Annotated in this window: 21 protein-coding genes; 12 read left to right on the top strand and 9 right to left on the bottom strand. The window is 40.9% G+C overall.

Annotated elements, in window-relative coordinates; all coding sequences use genetic code 11:
- The coding region (locus tag B5Y40_RS23465; protein ID WP_159453795.1) for an integrase core domain-containing protein at positions 1 to 436 on the top strand (436 nt) is incomplete at its 5' end.
- A 27-nt stretch (positions 437 to 463) separates the two neighbouring features.
- On the opposite strand, the gene B5Y40_RS23460 is transcribed toward B5Y40_RS23465, so the two are convergent.
- The 7 genes from B5Y40_RS23460 to B5Y40_RS23425 all read right to left on the bottom strand — a co-directional run bounded on the left by B5Y40_RS23460 (position 464) and on the right by B5Y40_RS23425 (position 4,777).
- Positions 464 to 790: a hypothetical protein gene (locus B5Y40_RS23460; protein WP_079689262.1), complete on the bottom strand. Its 327-nt coding sequence runs from the start codon at positions 788 to 790 to the stop codon at positions 464 to 466.
- 56 nt (positions 791 to 846) lie between these two features.
- Positions 847 to 1,362, bottom strand: a complete 516-nt coding sequence (locus B5Y40_RS23455; protein WP_079689261.1) for a hypothetical protein — start codon at positions 1,360 to 1,362, stop codon at positions 847 to 849.
- 798 nt (positions 1,363 to 2,160) lie between these two features.
- A complete protein-coding gene (locus B5Y40_RS29855) occupies positions 2,161 to 2,601 on the bottom strand; it encodes a hypothetical protein (RefSeq protein WP_143785905.1) in 441 nt (146 codons plus the stop codon).
- 398 nt (positions 2,602 to 2,999) lie between these two features.
- Positions 3,000 to 3,437 carry a hypothetical protein gene (locus tag B5Y40_RS23440; RefSeq protein WP_079689258.1) on the bottom strand — a complete coding sequence of 146 codons (438 nt, stop codon included), beginning with the start codon at positions 3,435 to 3,437 and terminating at the stop codon, positions 3,000 to 3,002.
- A gap of 121 nt (positions 3,438 to 3,558) precedes the next feature.
- Positions 3,559 to 4,098 (bottom strand): hypothetical protein, encoded by a 540-nt coding sequence (locus B5Y40_RS23435; RefSeq protein ID WP_079689257.1) that lies wholly within the window; start codon positions 4,096 to 4,098, stop codon positions 3,559 to 3,561.
- Positions 4,099 to 4,197: 99 nt separating this feature from the next.
- Positions 4,198 to 4,440: a hypothetical protein gene (locus tag B5Y40_RS23430; protein WP_143785904.1), complete on the bottom strand. Its 243-nt coding sequence runs from the start codon at positions 4,438 to 4,440 to the stop codon at positions 4,198 to 4,200.
- A complete protein-coding gene (locus tag B5Y40_RS23425; protein WP_079689255.1) occupies positions 4,424 to 4,777 on the bottom strand; it encodes a hypothetical protein in 354 nt (117 codons plus the stop codon). Before B5Y40_RS23425 ends, B5Y40_RS23430 begins: the two co-directional genes overlap by 17 nt.
- A gap of 656 nt (positions 4,778 to 5,433) precedes the next feature.
- Here B5Y40_RS23425 and ltrA point away from each other — a divergent pair.
- Positions 5,434 to 6,750: a group II intron reverse transcriptase/maturase gene (gene ltrA, locus B5Y40_RS23420; RefSeq protein WP_079689254.1), complete on the top strand. Its 1,317-nt coding sequence runs from the start codon at positions 5,434 to 5,436 to the stop codon at positions 6,748 to 6,750.
- Positions 6,751 to 6,802: 52 nt separating this feature from the next.
- Here ltrA and B5Y40_RS23415 read toward each other — a convergent pair whose 3' ends face one another.
- Together B5Y40_RS23415 and B5Y40_RS23410 are read right to left on the bottom strand one after the other, a co-directional pair.
- The gene (locus B5Y40_RS23415; protein ID WP_079689253.1) at positions 6,803 to 7,345 is read right to left on the bottom strand and encodes a hypothetical protein; all 543 of its coding nucleotides are present in this window, start codon (positions 7,343 to 7,345) and stop codon (positions 6,803 to 6,805) included.
- A gap of 100 nt (positions 7,346 to 7,445) precedes the next feature.
- Positions 7,446 to 7,658, bottom strand: coding sequence for a hypothetical protein (locus B5Y40_RS23410; RefSeq protein WP_079689252.1), 213 nt, complete (start codon positions 7,656 to 7,658; stop codon positions 7,446 to 7,448).
- A gap of 476 nt (positions 7,659 to 8,134) precedes the next feature.
- On the opposite strand from B5Y40_RS23410, the gene B5Y40_RS23405 reads away from it, so the two are divergent.
- The 10 genes from B5Y40_RS23405 (at position 8,135) to B5Y40_RS23360 (ending at position 26,516) form a co-directional block, all read left to right on the top strand.
- Positions 8,135 to 8,461 (top strand): DUF2200 domain-containing protein, encoded by a 327-nt coding sequence (locus B5Y40_RS23405; protein ID WP_221408980.1) that lies wholly within the window; start codon positions 8,135 to 8,137, stop codon positions 8,459 to 8,461.
- 475 nt (positions 8,462 to 8,936) lie between these two features.
- Positions 8,937 to 10,667: a porin family protein gene (locus B5Y40_RS23400; RefSeq protein ID WP_079689250.1), complete on the top strand. Its 1,731-nt coding sequence runs from the start codon at positions 8,937 to 8,939 to the stop codon at positions 10,665 to 10,667.
- A gap of 8 nt (positions 10,668 to 10,675) precedes the next feature.
- Complete coding sequence (locus B5Y40_RS23395; RefSeq protein WP_159453793.1) at positions 10,676 to 15,505, top strand: fibronectin type III domain-containing protein; 4,830 nt, start codon at positions 10,676 to 10,678, stop codon at positions 15,503 to 15,505.
- Positions 15,502 to 16,185, top strand: coding sequence for a hypothetical protein (locus B5Y40_RS23390; protein ID WP_079689248.1), 684 nt, complete (start codon positions 15,502 to 15,504; stop codon positions 16,183 to 16,185). Before B5Y40_RS23395 ends, B5Y40_RS23390 begins: the two co-directional genes overlap by 4 nt.
- A 187-nt stretch (positions 16,186 to 16,372) precedes the next feature.
- The gene (locus B5Y40_RS23385; RefSeq protein WP_079689247.1) at positions 16,373 to 16,714 is read left to right on the top strand and encodes a hypothetical protein; all 342 of its coding nucleotides are present in this window, start codon (positions 16,373 to 16,375) and stop codon (positions 16,712 to 16,714) included.
- Positions 16,715 to 16,985: 271 nt separating this feature from the next.
- Positions 16,986 to 17,186, top strand: coding sequence for a bacteriocin immunity protein (locus B5Y40_RS23380; RefSeq protein WP_079689246.1), 201 nt, complete (start codon positions 16,986 to 16,988; stop codon positions 17,184 to 17,186).
- Between the two features lie 117 nt (positions 17,187 to 17,303).
- Positions 17,304 to 18,911 (top strand): tetratricopeptide repeat protein, encoded by a 1,608-nt coding sequence (locus B5Y40_RS23375; protein ID WP_143785902.1) that lies wholly within the window; start codon positions 17,304 to 17,306, stop codon positions 18,909 to 18,911.
- Positions 18,912 to 18,918: 7 nt separating this feature from the next.
- Positions 18,919 to 19,854, top strand: coding sequence for a hypothetical protein (locus B5Y40_RS23370; RefSeq protein ID WP_143785901.1), 936 nt, complete (start codon positions 18,919 to 18,921; stop codon positions 19,852 to 19,854).
- Positions 19,855 to 19,885: 31 nt separating this feature from the next.
- Entirely contained in the window at positions 19,886 to 24,460 is a 4,575-nt protein-coding gene (locus B5Y40_RS23365) for a hypothetical protein (RefSeq protein WP_143785900.1), read from the top strand.
- Positions 24,426 to 26,516, top strand: coding sequence for a fibronectin type III domain-containing protein (locus B5Y40_RS23360; RefSeq protein WP_143785899.1), 2,091 nt, complete (start codon positions 24,426 to 24,428; stop codon positions 26,514 to 26,516). Before B5Y40_RS23365 ends, B5Y40_RS23360 begins: the two co-directional genes overlap by 35 nt.
- Positions 26,517 to 26,548: the final 32 nt, after the last annotated feature.

The raw sequence follows: 26,548 nt of genomic DNA, 5'->3' as shown, positions 1-26,548 counted from the left end.
AATTGATACTTCGCTACCAGCAGAGCGCGTGGTGCGCATACTTGAACAAACGATTCAATGGCGAGGTAAGCCGCAAAGAATTAGGGTTGATAATGGTCCTGAATTCGTCTCCAGCAAGCTTGGCCTCTGGTGTGAAGAACATCAGATTAACCTTCAATTTATTCAGCCTGGAAAGCCATCACAAAACGCATACATCGAACGCTTTAATGGAAGCTTCAGGAAAGATATACTTGATGCCTACTTGTTTGAAACGCTCAGTCAAGTAAGAACCCTGGCTGACGAGTGGATGCAGGACTATAACTATGAACGTCCGCACGATGCGCTCAACGGGCGCAGTCCAGTGGATATGCTAGCCGTGGATTTATGGAAAACTCCGGAAGAGTTTCCCACAAATCCACAGCGGACTATAACTACAACTATAAATGAAATTTTCTAATTTGTGGACGTCCTAAATATGGGAAGCTTACACAAGTTCCTCATCTCCTTTGCACTCGTCTAAAATGATTTTACACCAACCCGCTGTTGATTCCTTCCATTTAAATTGTGTAGCAACCCAATCGTGAAAGTAATCAAACCTTATCTTGTCATCAACTTCGATGTCATTTGTCCATGTGGCGTAAAAGTATCCATCAATAAAAGATTTTAAAGTCGTAATTTTTTTATCACCAATGTACATCGCTGTCTTTTTCCTAAAGTCCTCCGTGTCAATTAGGTCAAAAATTGATTTGGGTGGCTTTGTCATTTGTATATTTTCTTTCAGGCAGTCTACTTGTCCTAGTGCATTGGCCACAACGTTTATGTTTATGACGGCTTGGGTTTTCGAAGCGCGTCACTGTCCCACGTCAACTAGTCAAGTTTTTTCAAATTTCTCTTTAGACTTGGATTTTTTTCTATTCCTGTAACCTGTCGTAAAACCCTGTCATAGTCCTGTTTGTTTTTTATGACGTAGTTAATTGAAACAAGTCGTCCTTTATGATTAAACTCAATCTTATTGTTACCACCGTGATGAATACCGAAAATCTCTTTTGGCATTCCTAAGTATTCGTCAACGTATATTACTAAATCGGTAAGGTCAGTATATGAAATTTTAACATCCCTAATTTCTAGATACTCCTCTGCGATTACGAGATTAGCCTTTCGTTCCCCATAAGCACTAATTCCCATATACTTGTCATCATACAGTTTAATACCGATCATAACAACTGTAAAGCCAATACATGTTTTTAGTCCAATGATTGGAAGTCCAATGAAGTATAAGACCCAGATTGCCCCAATAGCTGCAAAGATTCCAATATTATAGAGTATGCGCTTTTTACTTTTTTCCTTATTCTTTTCAAAAATGCTTGTCCGAAGCTCTTCCAAAGTTGTAAAGTTAAATTGTCACTATTCTTTTGTCATTCATTCTTTTGTCGTAGCTGTCAACAGGCATGTTTTATATACTTTGTTGTGTGCTGGGCGTCTGCTCAGTCTGTTCGATCATTTTTTTAATTCTAAAGTATAAATCTTTACGATAGTGAAATCTTAGGTGTTTCATAGGTCGGAAAGAGTCCAAGTCAAATTCATGATTCGTTGTCAGGTAAATTACATGTCCCAATAGTTCGTCATCGCTACTTTCATCTATATTCTTTTGACTTATCAATTTAGTCCCAAAGGATCTACCTCTAAAAAATATCCCAAATTTCTTTACGTCCCATAAGTAGATTTTCTTTTTTCCTAAAAATGAAACGGTCTCAACGTAGTCGGATCCAAGTCGAACTTTACTAGCTCGAATAAAAGAAACAAATAAAGGAAGATACAAGGAGGGCAATATGAAAATCAGAATTATCCATACGCTAGGCACAAGGATAATCATCCAAATTGACAGAGCAGAAACTGAAGCAGCTAACACAGTCAATGCAATCATGTCAAACCCCTTAATATACTTTGTCCTAAATTCTAAATAGTCAGTCGTCATCTTTTGTCAGCCATGAAGAATTTTACTTACGCCTTGCACACAACGTTGGTGCATATGACGTTGCCGGATGTAGGAGCATTTAAATAATGACGATAGGAATATTTATTGCGACCCGCTCAATCTGTCCATCGTGACCGAACCTTATTTGAAAACAAAACTACTCTGAACCCCGGCAATGGCATATGCACTTTGTTAGTAGCAGTAGTTCATTTGTCCGAAATGATTGCATGTAAGTCCTTTAATTCAACTATATACGAAGTCTGGTAACTTTTGCCATAAAGAACAATTTTGTCCTTTATCTCTGTAGTATCTACAGAATAAACTCCCAGTTCAGTATTATTCTTATAAAAAGTCATTGTGTAATGAGTTTTCATGCAGCAACAATATCCACCGTCTTTGACTGATGAAAAAAGATGGTTGATTTTTCCAATCCTTTTTGAATCTGTAATAGTATTAGTCCATACAACATCATGTAGGTTGCGTACCACGCTAGAGTCAGTGCCTAAATCGTAGCGTTTTACTATAAGTCTATCGCTGTTCTCACACGTTTGATGAAATTCGTCCTTATCCACTTTGGACACGCAAGAATTTGATACAAGCAAAGTCACAAAAAACAAAGGAAAAATCAAGAGTTTTTTAGATGTCATGTCGGAATGAATTACTGCTAACGTCTAGCTATAAGACGTATGCGTTTAAATACTTACACCTCTGTCCCACGTTGCTGACAAAATTTAACGGCACGCATTTTAAGAACCTACAATGCAGCTCATAAATCTTGGGGAGCTTACTCAGTCCAAAAAAGCCCGTTCTTTCTGTGTTGGTCTTTGCAACAGGTCATCGTGTCTGAAGTTAGTTTTAAAGTCTATCTCCACCTGTCTAATGTCAAAGCAAAGTTGCTGATTTTAAGAATCACCTCTTCGTCAACAAGCAATGAATGAGCTGATAAAATTCTCTCTATGTCTGTCCTGAATGTTTTTAGGCGGTTGTAAAACAATTGGATGAACGTTACTTCAGCGCCCTTACATTGTGTTAGAGCTAACGCCGTTTACTCAGCTCTCGTTTCGTTCTTTATTGCTCTCCTAAAGTCCATATTGTCAGCCAAAAAACTTTCTAGCAGAGAACTACCTTCTGTGGCTTGACAGGTCTCTTCCCATTTGATTTGCTTTTTAAGATCCGCATTCTGTCGGTCAATTCCAGTCCAGTCGCTAAATCTGAATTTTAAGTTTTCAGTCCTTTGATCAAACTCAATTCTCAAAGTCTTGTTGTAGTTCACTTTATTGTCTTCGGGAAGTGAAATGAGTAAGGTGTACATCGATGTGCCAGGAAACATGATCATGTTATAACCCCTTTCAATTATATGTCTTATTATAAATCTTATAGGCCGGAGGTTGTGTCCTCCATTGATAAACAAGTCATATAACGAAAGGACGTTGTCCCATTCCTTTTTTAACTTGTCGACAGTTACAATTTCTCCTTCATTCATATAATGTCAGACTTTGTCCAACGGCATTGTCACTAACGTTTATGTATAAGGCGTGGCGCTGGGCAAAAACAAAAATGTCCTCCTTGTCAGCACAATGGATTATACATTTTGTTGGCGGACGTTAGTTCAACTCGAACTCTTTCAAGTGTCCTCTTATATATTCTATTTTGATTCTTTTAATTTTCTCCTGTTCACTCAATTCTTTTTCAATGTCATCTATTGTCCGAAGGTAAATCTTGTCCGCAATTTTCTCGAGCCTAAGAAGACGATATCCATTTATTAGTTCTGTTAGCTCAAACGAAGTTGCCCCTGTAAAAAATTTATCGTTGTCACCCATTACCACATACATTTCAAAATTACAAGTAAAGTGAATTGCCCTCAACGATTCGTTCAACTCTGGGATAACATTATCAGCATTCTTATACTTCTTGGGCTCGTTTTTGTATCTGGTCTCTAAAACTTCGTTTATTTTTTCTGTAATCGTTGCAATCAATTTGTCGTCTGGGATATTCTTCAATCTTTCAAGACTCAATCGATCTGACTTCAATCCCAACTTATTTTTTGCAAAGTCCGACAATATCTTGTTGTCTGACTGACTTAGTTTTTCAAGTTCGTCTTTCTTGTATTTATTTAAAATTTCCTTTTTTTTACTCTTGTCCATTGGGAACCAATTACTGCCAACGTTCGCATATAAAGCGTGCCCGGCAGTCCAAATTAATAATTAATCATCAAACTCAGCCGGCATGATTTGTATGCATTGTTATGCGTCTTTTTTTAAATGGTCTAAATGTTTATCTAGATCCTTTATACCTTGTGTGTTGTAGGGCGACTCATCAATTTCGAGTACGTCTAAGTAGTCCAATTCATTCATTACTTTCTCCTCGCCTAAAAGATTAGTCAAAACTATTTCCGCCAACTCAATTTTTTTACCCTTTTCAAAGTCCGAAAGTGTGTCCGCCTTAATCAATATTTCTTTTTTGCCGTCTTTATACTTCAGCAACACATACGTCCAGTTTGCAGGCGGAAACCTTGATATTATGATTGGGTATTTCAAGTGTGTCCCAATTCGCTTTTGGTTTTTTTAGTATATCAAATTCCCAGTCGTCAAGCATTGGCGCTTTAGCCAACAGACTTTTTGCGTTGTGAAGTCGCTCTTTCCGTCCACTAACTGAAATGGTTAATAAATTTTCTTTTTTTACACCTGGTCCAACTTCCCAATAGAGTCCCATGGAATAAACTCTTTCGTCCAATTCATTAAACGCGTCGTTTGGATATTTCTCGGAATGGAGATCCTTGCAGTTTATCTTAAACCAATTCCAAAAATTCATTGATTCATCCATGGTCAAATCTAAATCTGTCCACTAAAAAAAGGTGCAGAACGTTTGAATATAATGCGCGCCCCTCAGTAAACGCATCACCAATTCAGCCGTGATGTTTCAATTTAAACTCCGCTTGTTCAAATCAAAGTGCAAAGCATGCATTATATTTTGTGTGTGCGCCCAGCATGGGCAAAGGTATCGAAGATACCGTGAATATTCCAGAGAGTGCAAGTCTCTCACAGGCGAGTTGGTGAAGCCTGTTAGTAAGTCGCAAGGTGGTTTGCTGCGAGGCATGCACTGAAGGAAGCGAGACTACAAACTCCGGTACTGACGAACAGGAACGGTATACTGAGGCTGGCGAAAGAGGATAAATGAGCACAACTTCACAAGGTCCGTAACCAACAATCTTTTATCAGTAGATACCGCAGGAATCGGAAGAAGGAATATGCCCTTACCTGGGGAGGTCTCTGTGCCACGTGTTGGTATAGGAGAAGTCAGCAGAAGTCATAGTAGTTGATCGCAACGAGCCGATGGAAAGATCGGAGGTCTCACAAATCAATGAAGGACTGAACATGAAGTTGTTCCAAATGCTGTAAGGAGGTTAGCAATGCTAAAGGGAGTATCCGAGTTGCTGACTAGCCTACGATAAGCGGAACAGAGAAGCAAAATCGTACACGATGATTGAGAGGATTGTAAGCCGACAGAACATGAACAGAGCAATCAAACAGGTTGTATCGAACCACGGTTCGGCAGGTGTAGACGGTATGTCTGTAAAGGCATTACCGATATACTTGAAAACAAACTGGAATGATATAGCTACTGCTATATATACCGGTCGTTACTTTCCACAAGCCATCTTAGGGATTGAAATCTCTAAGGAGAACGGGAAGAAACGTCTCTTAGGCATCCCTACCGTTGTCGATCGAGTGTTGCAACAAGCCGTTCATCAAGTTATCTATCCACGGTTCGAGCTGGATTTTAAAGAACACAGCTATGGCTTCCGTCCACATCGAAACACTCACCAAGCTATACACCAAGCACAGAAGAATATCCAGGAAGGCTATACCTATATAGTAGATATAGACCTGAAAAGCTTCTTCGATGAAGTGGATCATACCATTCTTCTACAGCTGCTGTATACCAAGGTGACATGCCCCATCACCTTACGACTTATTCGTAAATGGTTAACTGCACCCATTGAAATAGAGGGAAAGTTAATCAAGCGCACAAAAGGGGTTCCGCAAGGAAGCCCGCTAAGTCCATTGCTGTCTAACATCGTGTTACATGAGCTGGATAAAGAGTTGGAGAAGCGAAAGCATCATTATGTTCGCTATGCTGATGACTTTAGTATATATACTAAAAGTAAGAAAGCAGCACGCAGAGTAGGCAACAGTATCTTTTTGTTCTTAAAGAACAAACTGAGACTTCCTATTAACCGTGAGAAGAGCGGTATACGAAGGCCCGTGCAATTTCAATTACTCGGACATCAATTTGTATCCACCTATAAGAAGGGCGATAAAGGCAAGTATCAGGTGGTGGTGGTCGATAAGAAGTGGAGGGCGCTGAAACAAGAACTAAAACGGATAACGAAGAAAACAACACCGCTTTCCTTTGATGAGCGTATAGCCCAACTAAAAGAAATTCAGTGCGGATGGATTAACTACTTCCGCATGGCGAGTATACAAACCAAACTGAAAGAACTTGATAGTTGGCTGCGCAACCGATTAAGGTATTGCATTTGGGAAGACTGGAAGAAGCCCGAACGGAAAAGAAAGAACCTGATTCGTTTAGGTATTCACAATGGTCAGGCATATGCATGGAGCCGAACGCGCATGGGTGGATGGGCTGTAGCCCAAAGCCCTATACTCGTAACAACGATAACAATCGAAAGGCTTGTCAAGAGGGGGTATGAATCCATGCTATCCTACTACGAAAAAGTATCTCCACAACTTAATGAACCGCTGTATACGAGGCCCGTACGTACAGTGGTGTGAGAGCCTCCCCCCGCTAAATTAGTGGGGCGGGCTACTCGATTGTAGGGCGTTGCTATTTCGTCATATAAAAGAAATCGCGTTCCAATTCATACTTCATTCTGGCAACTCCTCTTCTCATTACGAAATACGGGATCCCAAACATAATTGCAGCATGAATGAAGATAAAAGGCACAAAAAACCAGCCCGGATCTCCTGGAGTGTCTGAAGAAACGAAGGAGGCAATGATACCTGTGTAAACTAAAAACATGAAACCTATAAAGAGAATAAAAACGCTTCGAAATCCTTTTATAGTAGATTCTATTATTAGCAAATTTTCGCGCTGCCTGAAACTTCCCTCAGCCACCGCCAAATTCATGGCCATATCAAAAAACCTTCTCCGCCTCCGTATTTTGAAGGAGTCAAAAGTGACTGTTCCTTTGTACTCATTTTTGCTGGAGCTAAACGCTTCAAAAGGAGAAAGAAATACTCCTGTGTCACCTTGATCAACATTGCGTCTTAACTTCTCGACAAATTCGTATTTCTCTATCGGTAGTTCCGTAGTTAAGTGATCAATCAATTTTAATTTTTCTAACACTGATTTCATGCTATCTTCCATGTAATGCTTTACAACGCCGAGCTATAAGACGTATGCATGTAGATACCTGCGTCTTTGTCCCACGTTGCTGACGAAATTTAATAGCACGCACGTTAAGAACCTACGATATAGCATATGTATTATAACTTCCTCCTGTTGGGTTGGGGTATATATCGTTGGCTTCAAATATCGGCTCGATAGCCGTCACCAACTGCACAACTAGCTCGCGGGGAATGGACTCGGCTTCTTCATAATTCGAGTTTCCTGATTGATGCGCAGTGATCATCACTACGCCGTGTTTATGGAACTGTGGCCACTGTCCCTTGATAGGCATTTCGATCCGGATTGAAAAAATGTTTAACCTAAATTATGATTCGAGGTGCTATATTTTGTAAATTTAGATTGATAACCGGCATCAAATTCATTCAAAGAAATTGAGAACTGAACGGTGACCCGAGTTGAGATTGTTCTTACAAGTTTCTGATTACAAATAGTTTGCAGGGGGAGGGTATAATCTGGCCACCCCGACGCACAAAAAGAAAAGCTTGTAGATTTTAAATCTGCAAGCTTTTTTGTTTTATGCCTGGCAGATTTTGATCTATCGAAATTACTTTCAATGATATGCCTTCTCTTGGATTCATAACTGTGTTAGCTTCATCTCCACAGCCTTTGTTTAATAATGAAGCATAGCCCCAGCTCATCCTACATTTCATATTATACCATTTGTAAAATCCCGTATTCATAAATATTTTTTTCGGAAATTCGAGAAAGTTAATAACAGACCGAATGGACAAGTCAAGGGTATATAAGATGTCATTTGCAAGTGTTTATCCACACTATATTCAAAAAGCTGAGAAAAAGGGACGGACAAAAGCGGAGGTTGATGAAATCATATTTTGGTTGACAGGATACAATGCAAAAATGCTGCAGCAACAAATAGAAAAGAAGACCGATTTTGAAAACTTCTTTGCTCAAGCACCTCAACTCAATCCGAATGCTTCAAAAATTACAGGCGTCATTTGCGGCTATCGCGTGGAAGAAATCGAAGATGAGTTGATACAAAAAGTTCGCTATCTGGATAAGCTGATTGATGAACTTGCAAAAGGGAAATCAATGGAGAAGATTTTGAGGAAGTAGGATGTACTGTTAGCCAACCCACCAAAGTAACGAGACATCCGCAGATTGTACCGTAAGTATAACTACATGTAAATTCGGTTAATAGTTTTATATAGAAATCATCAAGTCTCTTCTCAGCTGTATATACAAGCTTGAACACTGACGCCACTATCAGTATAAATACGTATATAAATGCAAGTGCCGTTTATTGGTGATGATTCATCATCATCTATATATTTTCAAGAGCTACTACAGTGGTCGTGTAATGTCGTAGTGCTTAATGGTAATTTCTACAATGCTCAGGTCTGAAACTTCGACTGTTCAGTTCAAAATAGAGACTGCCTAGTGCTTTCATACCGCATATATCGCTTGTATTAAATGACTATATATTCCCAAATTTAATTTCCTGATTTTCCTTTATACTTGGAAATGATTTACAGCCGAATGGCTTGTAAAATAGTTTGTGCCTGAAATCTGTTGACTTGCCTGTTAGCCTATGAGGAAATTATACTCTGCGAGTGTTTTTTGCGTATTATTTCTTTTAAGTTCATCTACTGTTGTAGCGCAGAATCTTGAGTCCATCGGTAAAGAGACGCCGATTACAATAACAGGTGGAGTTTCCTTAAACCAGATCTTCTATACTGCCAATGGCATCAATAACAGGCGCGATCCTTATACATACTTTGCGTCCGGCAATGTAAACTTCTCTTTATATGGTTGGAGCGTTCCGTTAAGCTTTAGTCTGTCCAATCAAAATACATCTTTCCAGCAACCCTTCAATCAATATAGTTTACATCCAACCTATAAATTCGTAACCGCACATGCGGGGTATATAAGTATGTCGTATTCACCCTATACGGTGAATGGACATATATTCTTAGGTGGAGCAGTTGATCTGGCTCCGGAAGGTAACTGGAAGTTCAGTGTACTATACGGAAGATTCTTAAAGGCTGTGCAGCCTGAAATGGACACGGGCAAAATAGTTATCAACACTCCTTCTTTCAAACGGATGGGCTATGGTTTTAAAACCAGCTATGCCAAAGACGGCACGTCCGTTGATCTTGTTCTGTTTCATGCAAAGGATGATATAAGCTCCATAAGCTCTCCGCCTGATAGCTTGACTATTTTACCACAGGAAAATCTCGTTGTCAGTATTGGCGTAGGGCAGACTTTCTTCGATAATTTTTTACTCAAAGCCGAGGTTGCTTCCAGTGCACTTTCGCGCGATATACGTGCAGAAGAGGGGCGTCATTCAAATGTACTCGGAAACGCTGGGTTTTTATATACACCACGTCTATCGTCTTCCTATTACAAGACGTTTAAATCATCTCTTAATTATCAACAGGAGGGATATACTATAGGGGTTGGCTATGAGCGAGTCGATCCGCAGTATCGTACGTTGGGAGCATACTACTTTAATAGTGACCTGGAAAGTATTACCGTAAATGGTTCAGCCGCTATCGTGCAGGGTAAAATTAATATAGCGGTCAGTGCCGGAACGCAACGTGATAATCTGGACAAAAGCAAAGTAAGTACTATGCGCAGAATGGTTGGGTCTGTAAACGTAAATTATATACCAACGCAGAAATTAAATCTGTCTGCTTCCTATTCCAGTTTTCAGACCTATACCAATATCAGATCTCAGTTTACAACGATCAACAGCATTACTCCTTACGATAATCTCGATACTCTCAACTACACTCAAATTTCCCAGAATGCTACAGCTACAGCTATGTATACTCTTGGCAACTCAAAAGAGCGGAGGCAGAGTATAAATCTGAATGTATCTTTTCAGGACGCTGCCGACAAGCAAGGAGAGGTTACACAGAATTCGGGTAGTCAGTTTTATAATGTTAATGCAGCGTATTCGCTGAATATAGTCCCGCAGAACCTTACCGTATCACTGGCATTCAATGGCAATGTAAATGAAAGTCCCGCCATCAGTACAAAAACAATGGGACCTACCGCTTCGGTGAGTAAGACATTTTTTGATCGTAAGCTTCGTGCTACACTATCATCCTCCTATAATAATAGCTATACAAATTCGAAACGCGTAAGCACGATTCTGAACGGTCGCGTGAACGGAAGTTATACTATACAAAAGAAGCACAATCTGAACCTTAGCCTTGTAGCTGTCAATCGTGAAAGTCAGAGCGAAACTTCCGGGCAATCCTTTACAGAGTTTACCGGTACACTCGGCTATAGTTATGCCTTCGGAATAAAATGAGAATCACCTTGAAGTTAGCTGTTAAAATATCGATCGTATTACTGATTATAGCCACGTGCACGGTAAGGCTATATGCTCAAACATATCCCGTCAGGGTCACGGCACAACTCGCACCACCTTTCACTCCATATTTAAGTGATCTTTCTGCTGTTGGTTCACAGCGGTTCATGGTAAGTTTTTTATTGAACGATCCGACACTTACCGAATATCGCGGAAAGCTTCGAATTACAATAGAAGGTGTAGGGATCACCATCCGAACCAAACAGAGCTTTATACCACAGCAACCTTTAATCTTGTATGGTGGCGAATCGCTGATTGCATATGGCGAGGATCTCGAAGAGTATCTTAATCCCGCTAACCTTGACTTTGCCGGGTTTACCCGGAGTCAATATGAGAAAGGAGCCAAACTTCCCGAAGGTGTATATCGCTTTACAGTAGAAGTACTGGACTATAACAGAAGCACGCTCGTAAGCAATAAAGGAACCGCTGTAGCATGGATCATTCTCAATGATCCGCCGTTGCTAAACTTGCCCAGGACAGAATCCAAAGTAAAAATTCTTGACCCTGTAAACATCGCCTTTACCTGGACGCCACGTCACACAGCTTCACCTAACTCCGCCTTTACTGCAGAGTATATATTCAGGTTGGTAGAAGTATGGCCGATAACGCGTAATCCGTATGATGCTTTTCTCAGTCAGCAGCCCTTGTATGAAACGACAACGAACAGCAATCAAATTGTATATGGCTCGGCCGAGCCGGCTTTGATAGCAGGTAGAAAATATGCGTGGCAAGTACAGGCTAAAGATGTTGATGGAAGAGATTTGTTTACGAACGATGGCAGGAGTGAAGTATATGTATTTCAGTTTGGTGATGCATTGGGTATACCCGAGAATCTATCGCTGCAAACTTCAAATCCATCTTCGCTTATTGTACGATGGGAACAACTAACAGCAGGAACAGATACTGTTCGTTACAGAGTTCGCTACAGGCCTCGTAATAACCGTAGTCACGATGAATGGTATGAAACAAAGACAGATGATCAATGGAATACAATTTCCTCCCTTCAACCAAATACCGAATACGAGGTACAAGTAAGAGCCGAGCAAAGCACACAGGTAAGCGACTATAGCGCGGTTAAGGTTTTCAAAACTGCCATAGCAGGAGCCAATGAATTTGTTTGTAAGAGCGATGTATCACCGCCTACAGCACCCACCAACACGACAGCCGCACGGCAACTAGTTCTCAACGATACCATCCATGCCGCTGATTATGAAGTGCTGGTGCGCGAGATCACAGCCAATCAAGGCGGTACATATACCGGCTCTGGGATGATGATTGTGCCTTGGTTCCAGTTTGCCAAAGTGCGTATGACTTTTAAAGACATCCGTGTAAATGAGCAGCACTGGCTTACAGCAGGAGAAATTAAAAGTGTATGGAATGCCGAAAGTAAGTTCCTGATAAAGTCAGTTAAGAAAGTTGATTCTACCAATGCTCCGTTGGTTGGAGAAATTCCGGTTACAGTTGTTGCTACTGAAACGCTGATTGAAATTACTGGTGCAGCTATAGCAACAGTAACAAAGGATGAAGAAGGTAATATTGAAGTATATACTACCGATGGAGAAAAGAAAGTTCTTCCAAAAGGTAAAAGCTATTCCATAGCAGACGAAGTAGGGAACGGGTATGTAGTAGACAAGAAAGGCAATATTACCAAGACCACCGCCGAAGAAGCCAGAGAAGCTGCGGGACGTGGTGATCGTAATTATACCATTACGCTCACCTTTACGAAAGGGGATGGCAAATTAGGCTTTGATGAAAAAAAGTATGAGGCTTTATCGGGATACTATCAGCAACTCGATGGTGGCCAGTATATACCTTGGAAGGCCGTTACCAACTCACTTAGTGATCCTGTAGCAGCTACGCTAGAAGGAACAAACATTGATCCGGAAAAAGTACGTTTTGAAATAAACGCTTCACCTATTGTAGCCACAAATAACGGTGATAACTATATACTCAACGTCCGCGGTGGCGCAGAGGGTACGGTATTGGAGCTGCTGGCGCTCTATGCGCCCACTGATACTTCGAAGGACGATGTATTAGGTAAACTAAATTTAGTAAGCTATGACAAGATCACCCGCGACCTGGTTATCGTACCGGTAAACGGAACCACCGTCCCGGGTGCAATAACGCGAAGTATACTTTCACAAAAACTCACAGATATATATGGACAAGCGGTAGCAGCTTGGAACGTAGAGATCAAGCCTTCTATCACCGTGTCATTGGATGAATACTTTGACGATGGCGAAAGCGGCCTGCTCACCAATTATACAGGTGACATGAAGAAGGTGATCAAAGCCTATGGCAACCTGCTGGATAAAACATACTATATATTTTTAGTAACCAAGCCGAAGAGTGGTGCTACCCTCGGCTATATGCCACGCAGTAAGCAGGCCGGATTCATCTTCGCAGATAAACTCAATAGTTCAAATGTTGTAAATACCATCGCCCATGAAATTGGACATGGAGCCTTTAATCTTCAACATACATTTAAAGAATTCCCATCTCTGAGTCAGGGGAGTACGGATAACCTGATGGATTATCCGAACGGACCTACACTCTATAAATATCAATGGGATCATATTCATGATCCGCAGAAGGTAATTGGATTGTTTGAGGATGATGAGGATGCGGCAAGTATTAATACGAGCTATTGTTATCTTGATCCGGCCGGAAAACCTTTCAAGTTTAAAAACGGTGATGGTGAAGAACCTGGCGATGTAATCCTTGAGACTTCCAAAACAACACATGCCAACGGTACTTTATTAGGCTTTCGTCTGAAAGGTATTGACTATATGGCCGATATGGCCGGTGGTATTTTTAATGGCTATAAAACTTCCGATAACAAGCCCTATACCAACGCCTATAATTCAGAAAATATAGGGAAGGTAAGACTGGTACACAATGCTGGTAATTGTACTGCCGCATTGCTGCTGGTATCTTATACAAAGGTAAATAATACCAGCAACGCAATCCTGACATCGCTTGCATATACTGTACCATCAGAAACTAAATTTGTTTCAATCAATGGTTGTGTAAATGATTTGAAAGGTGAGATACCATTGAATGGTGAAGCTGGTGGAACTTCATCCAATGGTATTGTAGTGATCGATTACTCTCAGGGTAAAGACGGTGTTTCGTTGTTAAGTCAGGCCAGTCGCCAGGATCTGGAGAAACAAGTATCAGACATCAACACACAATTCGAGATCAGTGGTAAGGTCTATGTGTTGAACAAAGAAAATCCGAAGTATACCGAGCTGCTCGCACAGGCACAAAGTGATAATACACCAGGTAAGAGCATTGTTACCCTCAGCAAAGGCACAGATGCTACGGTAACCGTGGCCATGCAGTATAGTTTTACTCCTCCTGACTGGCTATCCGATCTGTTCCCTAACATAGCCAATTCCTGTGCAGATGAATATATAGGCGAAGGCCTTACGACACTTCATAATTCAATTGTATATAAGACGGCAACGGTTGACCAGCAGATTATCGCTGAATATAGCACTGTAATATACCGGGGCGTGTTTGGCGTATTTTACTGTGCCACCAGCGAGGAAGCAGTAAAGAAATCTTCTGATGCAACCAAATATATAGCAGGCGCAGTGCATGAATTGATTGCTACAGTAGACGTTGCCGAAATGGTGTCTGGTCTCGCACAGCTGGCCAAGCAAGTAGTAAAATCAAATATAGATAGCTATGCCTCCTATATCTCAGATGTACGGCGGACCTTCACCGATGTTAAGAATAATACCAGCATTTCCGAGGAAGTATTGCTGCAACGTTTAATGCCTCCTGGTCTTCGCCAACAAGTAGCAGCTTACAAGGCCGTGGTAAAGATTGGCGGCCACTTTGTGAAATTTTACTTTACCGATTGCGCAGACATGTGCCCCTATAGGTACGGTCAGGTAACAGTAATGTTAGTACCTATAGTATTAACCGCTGGTGAATGGGTGGTTGTGAAGAGTGGTGCACTTATGAGCCGTCTTAAAGCATTGAAGAATGCAGGGAAGGCGCTGAACAAGACGGAAGATGTAGCGAGGGTATTAACGGAAGCTGAGAATGTTGGATTAGAGATTGTTCAAAACGAATCGGATGTAATTAATATAGTAGAGTCTGGTGTTGATGATGCGGGTGAAGCAACAGAAGAGGTTATTGCCAGCGTAGAAAGAAATGGCGATGAAGTAGAGATTACAACAACCGAGCAACCGCTTAGTTCATCGCAGGTCCGAAAAGAAAAATTAGAAGCGAAAATACGATCAATCCGACAAAATTGTGATAAGTGTGCTAATGCCTATAAAGCCGGCGCTTCTATACGTAATAGGATTAAAAACCTCGCGGAGACGAAGAGAATATTAAACGACCAGTGGATTGCTTCCGGAAAGAGCTGGGACGATTTTATAGAAGGTTACGAGGCTCATCATATACTCCCAAAAGAATTACTGGAAAACAGTGAAGCCATGCAACATTATTTTAATCATTATGATGGTGACGATATACTTAAATTCAATCATATTGATAACGGAATAATGGTTGAGAAGTATAGAGAAGGTATTGGTGGTGTACATGGAAATCATCCTGATTATACATTTGAAATCAATAACTATATTGACACAAAATATATAAACTATGTAAATGATGGCCTTGATGCAGGAATAATCGCTCAACGATTACATGCAGATTTGACAGAGACAATAGCAACTTTAAAGAATGTTCTAATTGAAAATTCAATAAATGGTACAGTTAAAGTGAATGATCTACATTTTACCCAAATTTTGCGATGACAAAGTATTACGAATTAAGAAGAAGAAATAAAGATGAAATTGGCTCTCTATACTCACTAAATACATCAGGTGATATTTCTCAATTGAATGAGATAAAGAAGAGTATTGAAAATGAATCGTTGCCTAAGGAGTCGGAAATCTTAATGGAGATTGATGCTAAAACCGGAACTGGAAAGAAAAGATTAGGGGATCTTGTCTACTGGCAAAAGGGTCGTCCAAATGCACATGTTCTGATAGTTTCGAATCGACTAATGGAGTTTATTAAAATGTTGAACCTACCTGCATTCAGAGTCTATAAAATTAGGACTCAACATTTAGATGTTGGAGAGTATTTTATCTTTCATCTGTTAGGGGACACTTTTGATTTAATAGATTATTCTGAGCAAATCTTCTTTAAAAAGAATGTTATGAATGATGTTAATGAAGGTTACTTTGAGAAAGGTGCTTTTTTGAATAAGAACGACTTTATACAAAGACGATCACTCCTTGTATCAGAGAAGTCGCAGACATTATCTTTTGATACAATAGTGTATCGCCGTGAATTTGATTTGCTATGGGGTTTCTCAACGTTAATTTTAGTGAATGAACTCACTCGAAAAAAAATGGAAGATCAATCATTCGTCTTAGATTTTATAGAATTTAATACTTATAAAATTATGTATTCGAAAGTAATCCCATAGTTGAGAATGCAAATAAAATATCGGTTGGAACCTAGTATTAAGGATAGCTATGGTGCCATTTATAATGTTGGAATGAAAGACAATCTCAGCTAAGCTGAAGAGTATCATCGATTGCTTTCGTTTGCCTCTTCATTCTTTCCGTAGTATCACATTATCATCTAATACTGAAACGGCTGACTACTTTCTATTGCATTTATTATATGATAACAAAGTTGAACTTGATTATGCAAAAACATCCTTTTTAAAGTATGATTTGTTGACAAAAGAGAAGGTCGAAATTGACAATAAACCTGTTCTTTTTTCGGACTATAAGGACTTTAGAAATAAACAAAAGGAGCTTGTTACCACCACTGATTTTTTTTATGAAAGTGAACGGTATTTCTATAAAACTGAATACGATATATTCTGGGGCCATGCCTATAGCATTTTTGTGAACGAAAAAGTTAAAAATGAATTGGAGGTTAGCAATTTAAAGGGATTGAGTATATCTGAATTTAAAAAGTATGAAGTTGATTTTTCGTCAATATAAGATTTAAAATCATTGGACTTGAATGAAGGCGTATTACGAATTAAGAAGAAGAAATAAAGATGAAATTGGCTCTCTATACTCACTAAATACATCAGGTGATATTTCTCAATTGAAAATTAGGGAGACTGAGAAATTACGTTCTTCAACATAAGACACCAATTCAACCAAAGAGGCGCAGTTAGCGATATGGATAATCTATATACACCGAAATATCATAAGGAAATATTGAGCCTGTTGTCATTATGGATATGGATATTAAAGAATACTGACGATGACGAGAGAAGAACTGATTCAACTTGTAAAGGAAATTACAAGCCCGAAGGGAAAAACAGAGGATGAGATTAATGAATTGATTGACATTCTGGAAAAGAATGTTCGTCATCCTGCTGTAACTGATTTAATATACTTTGAGAATCTAACTGCTGAGGAAGTAATTGATAAAGCCTTGAATTATAAACCTTTTCAACTTTAGTTTTACCTTCTATAGTGGTATACAGCCGGGAAGTAGTTCATTTAATATGTATGGAATAAGATAGAATTAAAAGACCCAAAAAATTGAATACAACAATGAAGCAATCAAAATAGTAACATGCGCTTAATCCTGACAACCTGCCTTTTATTCCTGGCTATCGGAATTACATTTTCTCAGAACGTTAAGTACGAATCAAAGGGTATATACTTTTATCGTTACCCGATGAAGCCGTTGGATAAGTCAGTCAGGACGTATTCGTGCAGGCTTGAGGATTTAGGTGATGATCTTTCACCGTGGCAACGTGATACACTTCAACGCGCTATGAGTATACCGGGTATTACAAATGTGCGGGAAAACGGTGATGTGCAGTTGGAGTTGATTGTGAATGAGCTTTCCATTACCAACAGAGAAACGAGAGATAAGCCTTTGGAGACGGAGCAGAACGGTAAGAAATCTACACTGCACCAGTACTGGTATGACGTTACCTACTCCTTCCCAATGAAGATTCGTGTAGTTTCAAAAGGGCAGACAATTACCGAGCAGGATCTGACGGGTTTCTTTAATACCAAATTCTATCCGACTGACAGGTCTTCACTAACAGCTTTGGAAAAAGAGTACGATCGTGATTACACCTTTAAAAATAATCTTCGTTCCGAACGCATAAGTCAACGAAAAGAAGAAATCCGTAGCTGGCTGTTCAGTAACTACGGGTATGGTTTGGTTTTAGAGGGGATTGAGATTGGCTATATAAAAGATAAAAATGATGAGTATAGCGACCTCACCCAAGCACTTACTTTATTATATGTAGCCTATACTTATGCTGACAAGAAGAAAGATTATGTTGATGACACATTTAAAACAAAAGTAAACGAAGCTATTGCTATGTGGGAGAAGGCGTTGCTTGAATCGAGCGAAGATAAAAAAGCACGCATTGATCAGAAAGTAACAGCAATGATACAGTGCAATATAGCCTTGGCATACTATGGCTTAAATGATTTTGACAAAGCCGAAGAATGGTTGCAAAAAATCCGTAAGGCGGCCAGTGAAACTGAGCGGGTGGCACACTCTCTGAGGCGAATGTTACAGGACAAACGCGCACGGTTTGCCGCCAATGGCTTGATCGCAGGCATGCCTGCAGCGACTGCGTCAACCAATCAGCCAACATCTATAGGTAGCGCAAGTGCAGCCCCCGCCCGCAATTATATTGTAATCACTCCTGGGGATACTGTTAACGTCCGTTTCATTATACCCTCACATGATGTTATGCCTTTTGGAGATACGTTGTGGCTGGAAGATCAGATTGTTGTTATGAAGGACAATAATCGTGTTGAAATATACCCTTCTCAGATACATAGTTATTGTTATAAAGGCATCGTCCGCGAATCACTCACCTGGGTGAAGGATATGAACGTAACACCGTGGTTATATGAGAAGAAATTCTGCCAGCGAGTGTTGAGTGGAGCAATCCCGGTATATAGATATAGTTACGTTACTACCAGTATGCGCGATCATACTGAGAAAATAGTAAAGTCTACCATATACTATAAAAAAGGTGATCAGTTGCTGGAAGTCATGTTCCTGAACTTTAACAGAGGCGTATCGAAGCTTGTTGCCGATTATCCGGAGCTGTCGGAGCGCGTGAAGAGCGGAGCATACCAGCGTGAGGATTTTGTGAAGGTGATGAAGGAGTATAATGCATGGGCAAAGAGTAAACCGAAAGGATGATATAGCTATGGGGCAAAGTTTAAATCGTTGGTGGATAATCATATTGTTTATAGCAATAGCATTTCCGTTGGTATCATACGGTCAGCAACCGGAAGGATTGTTAAAGATATACTTTGCGGAAATCCGCGAAGGTAAGAATCCTTCTATACCTGCGCAGGTTCCGCTTCCTGAAAATGCGAAAAGTGTATTAGCAGCATTACCAGTATATCAGTATGATACACTCGTAATGGTGCGCTCTAAAGTATATACCATGCTCCAACAGGTCGGTGGTGGTGTGAAGCAAAGTACACTTCGACAGACAGCAGTAAGCCACCTTGTGCAAGGTTGTAAAGATAAAGATAGTGGCAATGCCGGCCTTTCACTGGATTACCTGACTACATTTCGGAAAGATGATTTTTCGCCAGCATCAAAAGATAGTATACGAAATCTGGTAAGTAAAAAAACAGCACACTTTGATCAGGTATTGAAGCTCGCAGGTTTTCTGGAACTAACGGATCTGAAAGAAACCATTCGTCCCTATACGCAGGCAGGAAACGCGCAGTCCATCCGTTGGGCTGCACTGGTTTCATTATCGCGGATGAATGATGTTTCTGCTATAAATGAAGTAATGAAGCGTGTGCGTAAACTTCCAATGAATGATGATGTTGTGTATAAAATTTTCCCGGACCTGGTATATACCCGCAACGCAGAAGCCATCCGCTATATGGTAGAAGCCATGCAAAGCGATGACAAAAATTGTTTATCAGCAGATGCAGAAAGAGAAGAACCTATTCCCTGTGGTTATCGCATTATGGAGCAGTTGGCGCCTGTAATTGAAGGCTACCCGTTGGAGCTTGATGAGAGCGGTGATATAAAAACAAAAGATTATACAGCAGCTTTGAAGAAAGCGCGCGAATGGTTTATAAAGCACAAAGACTATAGGATTCTGCGGGATCGGTTTTGAGCGATTGGGAGTAAGAAAGATGTTATATGATATGAGGATACATGTACGGTTGGTGTCAGTTCTGTTTTTTGCAATTCAGTTTCTATATATACTTCCGGGGGCAGCATACACCGATTCCACGAAAGTGGTATTGCCTCCCAAAGATCTACCAACTTCTGTTAAGGCAGCGGTATACCGAACGTTTGATGAATTGAACTACATACAGTCAATCGATGCAGCATACGATCCTATTCTTATACCTGAAGGTAATCTTGCTGATTCAGTCCAGGACCAACGTGCCTATGCACAGACATTGCTGGATAAAGTACAAGGTACACAACGGTTCATCGAGAGCCTGGATGCTCTTGCAGAAATAGAATTGCCGGTAGGCGTTGTGCGTTCAGGTGGAGCTGTTGACTATAGCATCCTGATTGATCGCATGACGGTGACACCACAGGGAAATATAATGGATGTATATGTTTCACTTCAGTTTCCAAAAACAAGTGATCGTATAGCCTTTCATGGCAGAATTCCCTTATCGAAGAAAGGTGGTATAGCAGGCAATGCCAAAGTATACCTGATTGGCGATCATGTTATAAAATTAAACGGCAAATCATTGTTGACGATCCGCGGAAGTAACAATACTTATGTCGAGTTTGATTGCAATGGATTCAAAGGCATTGGCATTGAAGCCGAAGTAGAGTTTTCCAGAAGCCTGATTATACCCGAAGATGAAAAAGGTAAAGCAAGTACGAATGACAAGGAACGGGTAAAGGTAAATTTTACAACGTATGCCCAGAATCTTAACGATCTGATGGTAGGTGTAAATATACCGGCTTTCCAGATCAATGGACTTAGTGGTTTTGGTTTTAAGGTAACGCAAGCTTTTATGGACTGGAGTGATCTGGCCAATCCTCCGGGTATGGATTTCCCAAAGGACTATCCATCTCCCTTCACTCAGGGCGGCCAACCGTTGTTGTGGCAAGGCTTTTATATGCAACGTCTTGAGGTGCGCTTGCCACCCTCGTTTGCAAAAAAGAAGGGCGATGAGTCGCGTATAACGCTAGGGGTAGAGCACATGATCCTGGATGACCAGGGATTTACCGGAGAAGTGTTTGCCGATAATGTACTGTCTGTTGGTGATATGAGTGGATGGGCCTATACCATCAGCCATGTGGAACTTGCATTTGTTACCAACCAGGTTAAAGGTTTTGAATTGAGAGGCATGATTTCAGTTCCAAATCTCAAAAAGAAAAAGGATAACAGTGCGACACAGTTTGGTTATCTGGCTGGGCGTAGTGCTGATGGTAACTATATATTTTCAGTAACAATAAAGGATGAACTCAGATTGCCGTTGCTGGTGGCGGATCTTAACCTGAGACCAGGTTCTACCATTATAGTAAAGGAAAAAGATAATAAGTTTTACCCAACGGCTATACTCAACGGTGAGCTTACCATAAGCGCTTTAAGTAAAGGCCCGAAAGCAAGTTTCAATGGTATAGGTTTTGAAGGATTGCGGATCAGCACAGAAGCACCGCATTTCGATATACAAAAGGTAAGCTTTGGTAAGGAAGGGAAAGAGCAATCAGTTTCCAAATATCCGTTGGTGATTAATAATATACTATTAAAGAAGGATGGCGCAGATCGTATCGGTATTGGTTTTGAGATCACAATTAATATAGCGGGTAAATCTTCTGAGGAAGGTTTTGGCGGAACAGCAGGACTTATCGTCTGGGGTAAACGCGAGACGGAGAATGTTACGTCTCCGGAAGGACAAGTTAGCGGCACGGAAAAAGGGAGCTGGCAATTTGACAAAGTAGAAATAACAGGTATAGGTGTCAACTTTAAGAAGGGCGGTGTTATTGAGATCGCGGGTATGATCAACTTCTTTGAAGACGATCCTATATATGGCGATGGGTTCAAAGGATCTATAGCAGGTAAAATTCAGGTTATATCCTTAAAAGTTGAAGCGCTGTTTGGTAAGACTCCGGACTTCCGCTACTGGTATGCCGATGCTCTTGTAGAGTTTGAAAGTGGACTTCCTCTATTTCCAGGCTTCTCTGCGTATGGTTTCGGTGGTGGCTATTATTCAAAGATGAAGCAAAGTGTTGAAGGTAGTTCGTTGGGTAGAAATGCTTCGGGCATTACTTATATACCAGATGAAAACACAATCGGTATAAAAGCGCTCGTAAAATTCGGAGCAACTCCGAGTCAGGCTCCTTATAATGGAGATGTAGCGCTGGAGGTAATGCTGAACCGACATGGTGGTATAAACTCTGTCACGTTTACCGGAAATATAGTAGTGATGTCTCCAGCCCTACCGGGAGGTCTCGATAAAATAAAACAAATGGCTGCAGCTGCTGTAGGTGGTAAAGGAAGCAAGCTTATGGAAGCACTGCAAGGGCAGGTATCAGCCAGTGTTAAAATATTGTTTGATAATGTGAATGATGTATTCCATGCCAACATGGAAATGTATATCAATGTAGTTGGAGGTATCATTAAAGGTATAGGCCCGAACAACAGAGCGGGTTGGGCGGTGATGCATTTTTCAAAAGACGAGTGGTATATGTTGGTGGGTACGCCCAATGATCCGGTTGGTATTGAATTACTCTGGTTGTTGAAGATGAAGAGTTATTTCATGATGGGTAAAAATCTTCCGGGTAGTCCATCACCACCCAGGCAGGTTTCGGAAATACTTGGTATTACCTCTGCTGATCTTGACTATATGCGCGACCTGAATGCAGCTGAATCTGGTTTTGGGTTTGCCTTCGGATTAGATTTCAGTATGGATACGGGAGATTTGAAATTCCTGATGTTCTATGGCAGATTCGCTGCCGGCATAGGTACAGATTTTATGATCAAGAAATACGCAAAGGAATATCATTGCGTAGGTTCAGACGAAACGATCGGTATCAATGGTTGGTTTGCCAACGGTCAGGCGTATGCATATATAGAGGGTAAGATCGGTATCAAAGTGAAGCTGCGCTTCTATAAAGGTAACTATGATATACTCAGTATAGGTGCCGCTGCCATACTTCAAACGAAAGGTCCTAATCCTTTCTGGATGCGTGGTATCGTAGGTGGCTATTATAAAATATTGGGTGGCTTGGTAAAGGGTAATTGCAAATTCCAATTTGAGATAGGTAAACAATGTACGATTGTTGGTAACAGCAATCCCTTGGAAGATATAGACATCATTGCTGAGGTAAATCCGGTGAAGGGAGAAAATAATGTAGATGTATTCAATGCACCGCAGGCTGCCTTCAACATTCCGATCGGTGAAGTCTTTACCATTACGGATATCGAAAATCGAAGACGATCATTCCGCGGTAAGTTGGTTGATTTCAAAGTGAGTGATGGAAGTACACCTGTAGAAGGAACAGTTCGCTGGAATGATGAATCGGATGTAGCTGCGTTTGACTCACATGATATTCTTCCTTCTGAAAAGAAAATAGATGTAATGGTAAAGATTACTTTTGAAGAGCTTGTGAACGGTACATGGAAAGCTGTGGTGTTTGAAGGCAAGGAAGTAGAAGAAGTAAAAGAGACGAGCTTCACAACAGGTAAAGCTCCTGATCATATACCTGCATCAAACGTGAAGATCTCATACCCGATAGCAGGACAATATAATTTTTATCCGCAAGAATATAATCAAGGTTTTATTCAGCTTAAACAAGGCCAGCCGGAACTTTTTACTCCGGGCGCTGAGTGGATTCAGTTACTGCGTCTGACGAGTACAGAAAGTCAGGACTATAAGGAAACAACGGTTAGCTATGATGCTTCTTCGAAGCGGGTAAATTTCTCTGTTCCATCCGGACTTCTCAATGATAAAGTATATACAATAGCGATTCTGAATTTCCCAAGGCAGCAGGCTGTTTTGGATGCTAACGTTCAGCATGTAGAAACCGAGCTCCAGGGAGGAGACACACTTACCACCAAACGAATAGAAGGAGAACTGGCATTGCGCGATGTTAAGACTGTATATAGTTCACCATTCCGCACGAGCAAGTACAATACTTTCCGGGATAAAATGGCAGGTATAAAATTGAGCATTACCATGAATATACCTTCACAGGCAGGCGATATGACGGAATTAAAATCATACCTGACAGGGCCAGAACCTTTTGATCGTTTCGAATTGGAAGGTAAAAATGAATATGCGGCTCTCGTAACCACTGCCGCTATACTTGATAACAATAAATGGTATGAGCAAGGAGTATATCCGCTGGTATATGAAGGATATCCATTGCTTGGCTCTATCAAAACAACACGCGATACATCGTTGCTTGGTCTGCCTGCTATACGTGCAGCATTTCTTGAACAAATTGCGGAAGGGCCGGAAATGACAGAAGCAACATCAGTTATCGCAGCGCCATTGAGCGGGTATATGCGCTATGACCTGATGCGCACGATGCTAACCGATTACCGGAGCATACAGCGCCAGGTTGCCAACTATGTAGTGGATAGACCAGAGCGATTAACGGATAGACTTGAAACGATTTTAACCAAACCGTTCCCGTTCTACCGTCAGGGTAAATACAATGTAAGGGTATACTATAGAATACCGGGAATCAATAAAACAACAAGCAGTTATGATTGGGAGTTATACAATGCCATACCGGATTAGAATCCTGTGTTGTGTGGTTGGCATGGTGGCGTTATTGGCTATTCACGCTTCGGCACAGCAAACTATAAAAAACGAAGACGAACTTGCTGTGATTGTTCGTCCTTCTACCGATTCCATTACACTACGGTGGGCACCGCTGTCAGTTGACCACTGGCAAGTAGCCAACAAGTATGGATATACTATTGAACGGATTGTGTTGGTGCGCAATGGAAAAGTACTGCGTCCATCGGAAAGAAAGGTGTTAACACCTTCACCTTTAAAACCGTTGCCGGAAGAACAATGGGAGAAGTATATACATAACAAGTATGGAATGGTTGCCGCGCAGGCCCTCTATGGTGAAACCTTTGAATTAAACATCGAGCACACCGATGTTATGCAAATTGTAAATAAGGCGAAGGAGAATGAACAACGTTTTTCGATTGCCTTGTTTTGTGCCGATATGTCTCCGGTGATAGCGAAAGCACAAGGACTATATTTCAGCGATAAACAAATTGAGAAGAATGTAAAATATTTGTACCAGATCAGCGTGGTTACGCCAACGGATACTCTACGCGGAAGCGCCTTCATCGATCCATTGCAGAAGTATCAATTGCCTTCCATTGCCGGAGTTACTGCGCAGGCTACTGGCAATGTGGTGATCTTGCGCTGGAACCAATTAGAATATGCAACGCTTTATACCACGTATTCTGTCGAGCGTTCAGAGGATGGAAAGCCATTCGTGCAGGTCACCGATATACCGGGGGTTACCCTCAGCAAGAAAGGTGAGGATGCTAAATACCAGTACGCATCGGATACACTTGCTGTGCTTGGAAAAGAATATAGCTACCGCATAAGAGGAATAACACCATTTGGTGAGTTTGGACCTATATCAAATATAGTGAAAGTCAAAGGCAATAAAGTAGTAACGTCAAGTGTGTTCATTACCTCAGCCTTGAGTATGGATAATAAGAGTATAGATATACAGTGGGAATTTCCGGAAGCAGAGAATGAAGCACTGAAAGGTTTCGAAGTAACGCGTTCGGTTACTTCCTCCGGGCCATACAAAACAGTTCATAAAGATATACTTTCTCCATCGGTAAGAGCATTTAAAGATACCACGCCGCAGCAAACCAACTATTACAAACTGAAAGCAAAAACGCAGGATGGAACCGAGATTACATCCATGCCATATCTCACCTTGCTGGTAGATAGTATACCTCCGGCTATACCTGTCGGCATGAAAGGTAAAGTAGATGATTACGGAAACGTAAGTATAAGCTGGAAGCCCAACCCGGATGCAGATATATTGGGTTACCGTATTTACAGGGCTTATTATCAAAGCGAAGAGTTTGCGTTGATGACAGGCGAAGTGGTAAAGGACACAACGTTTACAGACAAAGTAGAATTGAAAAGTCTGAATGAGAAAATCCACTATCAGGTAATGGCGATCGATAAGAATCAGAATCACTCCGGTCTATCTGCTATACTAAGTCTTTCGTTACCGGATAAAGTTCCGCCAATGCCCGCAGTGTGGTTGCCGGTTAAATCGACTAGGGAAGGTGTAATCCTCCGATGGGAGCCGAGTGGGAGTCAGGATGTAGTGAAGTATGAAGTATATCGTAAAGGCGATCAGGGGCAATGGATACGATTGACTACAAAGATGGCCGGTTCAGATTCGGTATATACCTATACCGATGCGCACCTCACCAATAGCAATGTACAGCACTATACCGTTATTGCTATAGATGAAGCTAATCTTGAATCGCCCCCCGCGCCAGTGGTTACCGGGTTCATACTTCCCCAACCCAAACCTCCGGTTGATTTGGCTACACCAACTATAGATCGGGTAACCAAAAAGATAATACTAAGCTGGACATGCACGCAAGCAGACGTTGTCTCGTATCGCATTTACAAAAAGACCAAAGACGGAGCGATGCAATTATATCGTACTATAAAAGAGAAGCAGTTTATTGATAGCGGAATGATAGTAGGAGGCCAGTATAGTTATAAAGTTATGGCTGTATTTGGTAACGGAGCTTTTTCAGAGATGAGTAAAGAATTAGAGGTAAGTTTTTGATTTTACGATTTATTGTGATCATAACGAATTAA

Origin of the sequence: Ohtaekwangia koreensis (assembly GCF_900167975.1) — a bacterium.
Lineage (GTDB): Bacteria > Bacteroidota > Bacteroidia > Cytophagales > Cyclobacteriaceae > Ohtaekwangia > Ohtaekwangia koreensis.
This window is presented reverse-complemented; position numbering and strand designations above follow the sequence as displayed.

Bases quoted from the DNA above. Each gene is read 5' to 3' on its own strand.
- B5Y40_RS29855 (WP_143785905.1), bottom strand. From the start codon at position 2,601: ATGACATCTAAAAAACTCTTGATTTTTCCTTTGTTTTTTGTGACTTTG.
- B5Y40_RS23440 (WP_079689258.1), bottom strand. From the start codon at position 3,437: ATGAATGAAGGAGAAATTGTAACTGTCGACAAGTTAAAAAAGGAATGG.
- B5Y40_RS23435 (WP_079689257.1), bottom strand. From the start codon at position 4,098: ATGGACAAGAGTAAAAAAAAGGAAATTTTAAATAAATACAAGAAAGAC.
- B5Y40_RS23425 (WP_079689255.1), bottom strand. From the start codon at position 4,777: ATGGATGAATCAATGAATTTTTGGAATTGGTTTAAGATAAACTGCAAG.
- ltrA (WP_079689254.1), top strand. From the start codon at position 5,434: ATGATTGAGAGGATTGTAAGCCGACAGAACATGAACAGAGCAATCAAA.
- B5Y40_RS23415 (WP_079689253.1), bottom strand. From the start codon at position 7,345: ATGGAAGATAGCATGAAATCAGTGTTAGAAAAATTAAAATTGATTGAT.
- B5Y40_RS23410 (WP_079689252.1), bottom strand. From the start codon at position 7,658: ATGCCTATCAAGGGACAGTGGCCACAGTTCCATAAACACGGCGTAGTG.
- B5Y40_RS23405 (WP_221408980.1), top strand. From the start codon at position 8,135: ATGTCATTTGCAAGTGTTTATCCACACTATATTCAAAAAGCTGAGAAA.
- B5Y40_RS23400 (WP_079689250.1), top strand. From the start codon at position 8,937: ATGAGGAAATTATACTCTGCGAGTGTTTTTTGCGTATTATTTCTTTTA.
- B5Y40_RS23390 (WP_079689248.1), top strand. From the start codon at position 15,502: ATGACAAAGTATTACGAATTAAGAAGAAGAAATAAAGATGAAATTGGC.
- B5Y40_RS23380 (WP_079689246.1), top strand. From the start codon at position 16,986: ATGACGAGAGAAGAACTGATTCAACTTGTAAAGGAAATTACAAGCCCG.
- B5Y40_RS23375 (WP_143785902.1), top strand. From the start codon at position 17,304: ATGCGCTTAATCCTGACAACCTGCCTTTTATTCCTGGCTATCGGAATT.
- B5Y40_RS23370 (WP_143785901.1), top strand. From the start codon at position 18,919: ATGGGGCAAAGTTTAAATCGTTGGTGGATAATCATATTGTTTATAGCA.
- B5Y40_RS23365 (WP_143785900.1), top strand. From the start codon at position 19,886: ATGAGGATACATGTACGGTTGGTGTCAGTTCTGTTTTTTGCAATTCAG.
- B5Y40_RS23360 (WP_143785899.1), top strand. From the start codon at position 24,426: ATGATTGGGAGTTATACAATGCCATACCGGATTAGAATCCTGTGTTGT.